Origin of the sequence: uncultured Veillonella sp. (assembly GCF_900545205.1) — a bacterium.
Lineage (GTDB): Bacteria > Bacillota > Negativicutes > Veillonellales > Veillonellaceae > Veillonella.
This window is the reverse complement of sequence record NZ_UQYC01000099.1, coordinates 1-5,226: the sequence shown is the minus strand read 5'-3', so window position 1 is coordinate 5,226 and position 5,226 is coordinate 1. Positions and strand designations below refer to the sequence as shown.

General features: G+C 40.7%; 3 protein-coding genes and 1 pseudogene. 2 read left to right on the top strand and 2 right to left on the bottom strand.

Translation table 11 applies throughout. From position 1 onward, the window contains the following. Nucleotides 1–295 precede the first annotated feature (295 nt). Together QZR70_RS08380 and QZR70_RS08375 are read left to right on the top strand one after the other, a co-directional pair. Nucleotides 296–2,113: pseudogene (locus QZR70_RS08380) on the top strand (ABC transporter ATP-binding protein). Further along, entirely contained in the window at nt 2,110–3,867 is a 1,758-nt protein-coding gene (locus QZR70_RS08375; protein WP_295794458.1) for an ABC transporter ATP-binding protein, read from the top strand. Before QZR70_RS08380 ends, QZR70_RS08375 begins: the two are co-directional and overlap by 4 nt. A gap of 141 nt (nt 3,868–4,008) precedes the next feature. On the opposite strand, the gene QZR70_RS08370 is transcribed toward QZR70_RS08375, so the two are convergent. Together QZR70_RS08370 and QZR70_RS08365 are read right to left on the bottom strand one after the other, a co-directional pair. Beyond that, nucleotides 4,009–4,833: a MetQ/NlpA family ABC transporter substrate-binding protein gene (locus tag QZR70_RS08370; RefSeq protein WP_005387707.1), complete on the bottom strand. Its 825-nt coding sequence runs from the start codon at nt 4,831–4,833 to the stop codon at nt 4,009–4,011. Nucleotides 4,834–4,887: 54 nt separating this feature from the next. Then, nucleotides 4,888–5,226, bottom strand: a 339-nt coding sequence (locus QZR70_RS08365; RefSeq protein ID WP_295794456.1) for an ABC transporter permease subunit, incomplete at its 5' end; no start/stop codon positions are given.

Below are 5,226 nucleotides of genomic sequence, written 5' to 3'. Positions count from 1 at the left end.
CCTTCAGGAGCACCGATGAGCCATACAAGAATAGCTACTACAAGCGGTGCGAATAATTTCCAATTCAACTTCATTAGAAACTCTCCTTACTACTTCAAAACAAAAATTGCAAAAAAAATGCTTGTCTAGTATATCAAAATTTTTAATATCAGTACATAACATAAAACATAACAGTTATTAATAGATACTAAACTTTTTATAATAGGTTTTATTAAACTAGTCGTTTTTAATTTTATGCAATATAATATAAATATCGAAAATTATTAATTTAATGCAATTTACTAAAAGGATTTAAATGAAACCATTTATACATTACATAAAACCATTATGGTTTCCTACCATCATCGTATCGATCCTTTCGTTACTCACTGTGGCAGGTACATTATATATACCAACGCTAACGGCCTTTATCATCAATGATGGCGTACTCCGTGGCGATTTAGAAATGATCACTAGCTCTAGCATAAACATGCTTGTTGTGGCACTATTAACAGTATTATCCGCAATCTTAGGTGTTGCTATGAGTGCTCACATTTCTGCCTCTATGGGCAAGGAACTACGCAATGATTTGGTAAAAGCCTTACAATACTTCTCCCTTCGAGACTTCACACACTTCGGTACTGGCACCATATTGATGCGCACAAGCCGAGATGTAGAGAAAATTCAATCCGTTCTCGGTGAAGGATTAAATATGATTCTCCCTATGCCCCTCATGATTTGTGTCGGCCTCGGGCTCACCTTCTATAAAAGCTGGCAATTAGGCCTTGTCATCCTCGCCGTTATGGCTTGTATGATACTTACTATTATCTTTATTGAAAGCCGTGCCTTACCACTGATTAAGGCGATGCAACTCAAATTAGATGATATTACAGATCTAGTTCGAGATCATATCGTTGGTATGCCAGTGATTCGAGCTTTCAACAGAAGAACCTATGAAAACGAAAAAGAAATTAGTATTTTTACAGAAACGGCCCAACTCAATAAGCGGTTGCGCCAAACCTTTGCCATCGGTTTACCGACCATATTAATTCTATTTAATATGAGTACCGTTGCCATTCTTTGGGTCGGTGGCTATAACGTCAGTCTAGGTTCTCTACAAGTAGGTGACATCATTGCCGTTATCGAGTACGCTAACCTGATTCTCTTAAGCATGCTCATGGCCATTTTCGTCATCATCGACATTCCAGAAGCCATCGTATGCTACACCCGTATTCGAGAGTTGTTAGAACATGAAAACACAGATACATTCCCTGAACCATATAATGACAGTATTACCACTTCAACTTCTCCATCTGCAAGGCATGACACTTGCCAAGAGGAGAACAAAAATACTATGGAAAATCCAACTGCAACTGATGATATACCACTTTTAGAGTTCCGCAACGTTACGTTCCGTTACGATAATGCGGAGTCTTCTGCGCTAGAGAATATCTCCTTTACCGTACATCACGGCGAAACCTTAGCTATTATGGGCGATATTGGATCTGGTAAAAGTACAATCACCAACCTTATCCCTCGCCTCTTCTCCATCGAGTCTGGAGATATTTTATTTGAAGGTAAATCCATCTATGAATGGAATGTGGATGACTTGCGTGTCCGCATCGGCTATGTGCCACAACGAGCTTACTTATTCACTGGCACTGTAGAGATGAATGTGTGATATGGTGCAGCACCAAGTCAAGAAATTACCACTCAAGATGTAGAAAATGCGTGCCGTCTCTCAAGAGCAGACGAATTTATTAATCGCCTTGAAGGTGGTTACCAATATATGGTTGCTCAAGGTGGTACTAATCTATCGGGAGGCCAGCGTCAACGCCTAGCCATGGCTAGAGCTCTTGTGCGCAAACCAGATTTATTTATATTCGACGATAGCTTCTCCGCGCTAGACGGCACCACAGAACGTGCAGTTCGTACAGCATTGCACGAGGAATTACAAAAGGATAACCGTCCTGCTCTCATCTCCGTAGAGCAAAAAGTAAGTGCTGCTAAAAAAGCAGACCATATCTTAATCATCAATCGAGGTCAAGTAGCAGGGTATGGTACGCATGATGAATTAGCTGCAACCTCTACAGTATATAAACAAATTCTAGCATCTCAGGAGGTGACAGAATGAGCCCATTACACCGCTTCCTGATGGAGTCTAAAAGCCAATGGGGTTGGCTAGCACTACTCATCTTAGAGCTTATTACAGCAGCTATGTTTGAGGTATCAGCGCCAGTATTACTTGGCAAGGTCGTAGATGCTATTGTTAGTGGCTTACAAACAGACCAAGACATTAATACAATTTTCGCCTCCATTGATACAATCATCCTATGGCTTATTGCCATTTATGGGGGTCACGCCTTATTCACCTACTTTGGCGAATACATGATGGCCTCTATCGGTTCAAAAACAGTACTCGCTTTACGCACACGCATGAGTACTCATTTATACTCACTACCTATCGAGTACTTTCACGATCACCAACGTGGGGATTTGCTAAGCCGCCTCACCTCTGACTTAGATGCTGTTGCAGAAACCATAGGTGAAGGCGTACCTGGCCTTGTATCTGCCATTATCGGCATTATAGGTGCCACGGCTATGATGATTTGGATCAGCCCTATGCTAGGCATCTCTATCATCGCCATTATTTGTATTGGTATCCTATGTTTAACATGGCTCTCTAAACGGGCTCGTCGGGTCTATCTCAAAAACCAAAGTGCCTTAGGAGCTTTCAACAGTGGCATAGAGGAAATTGTAGTAGGAAAACCGATTATCCAAACCTTTGGTCTTGAAGAAACTACGACTAACCAAGTAAATATTCTGAACGACAATCTATTTAAAAGTATGAGAAGCGCGGCTTTCACCAGTCAGCTCGTAGAACCACTCGTTAAGTTTTTAAATCAAATCACCTATTGCCTTGTTGCAATTCAAGGGGGTCTCATGGTGTTACGAGGTTCTATTTCCATCGGTGATATCCAAGCCTTCTTCCTCTATGTAGGTCAAGTTTCGGACCCTCTATCTCGCAGTTCCTATATCCTCACCAAATTCCAAGAAACTTCTGCAGCCTTGGGCCGTATTTACGAAGTCGTTGATACCCCATCCGAAATCGATAAGGGAAATAAAACATTGGGTGATACAACAACACATCCAGGCACAATCGATTTTGAGCATGTTGATTTTGGCTATACGCCGTCCAATGTGTTTATGAAGGATATCAACATCCACATCCCTGGTGGCTCCATGGTGGCCATCGTAGGTCCTACAGGTGCTGGTAAATCTACCTTGGTAAACCTTATCATGCGCTTCTATGACATTATAAATGGCCGCATCACCATCGACGGTATCGATATTCGCGATGTGTCTCGTGAAAGCTTACACAATACGGTAGGTATGGTATTACAAGATGCTTGGATTTTCACGGGCACTATCGCCGATAATATTGGCTACGGCAAACCAAATGCTAGTCGTGAAGAGATTGAATATGTTGCCAAACTCGCTATGGCAGATCATTTCATTCGCACCTTACCAGATGGATATGATACAGTTCTCAAACGAGGTGGCGATGACCTATCACAAGGCCAACGGCAATTAATCACCATCGCTCGTGCCTTCTTGGCGGATCCAACTATTCTCATCCTAGACGAAGCGACGGCTAACGTAGATACGCGGACCGAGGTAGAGGTTCAAAAAGCTATGAATACCCTCCTTAAGGGACGTACAAGTATCGTCATCGCCCATCGCTTGTCTACAATAAAAAATGCGGACTTCCTACTCGTAGTAGAAAACGGTACCATTGTAGAACAAGGGACACATCACGAACTGATCGAACGTGGTGGTCACTATAAAGAACTCTATGAAAACTATGCAGCAGGTATGACCCTATAGAACAAAGAGATTACTCGCTATTTAAAATTAGGCGTGATTTTGTCTTCAGATTGCTCCACAAACAACAAAAGAACCACTGATAAGCTACAACTTATCAGTGGTTCTTTTATTTGTGCTCATACATAGCACGTTTCCTAAATTCTATTCACCTTTTGGTACGAACCATAGGCCGTTGTTATTTTTTTCCATGTAGTCTTTGAATTCTTGAGAGTGGTAAGCTGCTACAATGTCTTTTGCCCATTGTGCATCTTTATTTTTCTCGTTAACTACTACTTGTAACAACCATTGTGGTAATACATCTTCATTTGCTAATGCAGTTTTAGGATCAATTTTTGCATTATAGATGATAGCACCAGTAATAACAATATAGTCAAAATCAGTACGTACAGAAGGAATTGTAAGGGATTTCATTTCTGTAAATTTAAGATGTTTAGGATTTTCAATAATATCTGCTTGTGTTACTGTCGCTAAATCTTTGTTAGGATCAAGTTTAATCCAACCGATTTTTTGCAACAACGCATAGGCACGAGCCATGTTAGATGCATCATTTGGTACTGCAATAGTATCACCATCTGCCACTTGGTCTAAAGATGTTTTGGAACCGCTAAAGATACCCGCTGGTACAGTTGGAATTGGAGTCAACGCTACAAGATGACCATTTTGTTTTTCGTTAAAGTTTTTCATGTATGCTGTATGTTGTTCAACGTTGAAATCTACTTCACCATCGCTCAACACTTGGTCCGCTTGTACCAAGTCAGACATATCTACACCTTTAAAGGTATAGCCTTGTTTTTCCAAAATTGGTTTAACACCTTTTTCAAATAATTCAGAGTAAGGACCTTGAGACTTACTATAGGATAATTCTTTTTTAGCACCATTATCGCTATTGTTTGAGCCGCAGCCTGCGATAAAAGCTACGCTAAATACTAATGCCGCACCAAGGGCAAGAAGTTTCTTAAATTTCATAGTACATCCTCCTATACTTTCACAATCAATATAACCAAAATCTATGTCATCAAATCAGGAACGACGCGCACGACGTGCAAAGTAGTTACCTATTGTTTGAATAATTTGAACGAAAATAATTAAAATAACAACGGTAAATAGCATCAATGGGAAATTCAACCGTTCATAACCATAGGTGAGAGCCAAATCACCTACACCACCTGCACCAATAGCACCAGCCATAGCAGTAGCACCGATTAGACCAATAGTACCGGTCGTAATAGATAAGATAAGTGAACCCTTTGCCTCTGGTAAAAGGAAATGCCAAATCACTTCAAAATGGGATGCCCCCATCGATTGTGCAGCCTCGATAATGCCTTTATTAACCTCTAAAATAGAGTTTTCAAAGAGTCG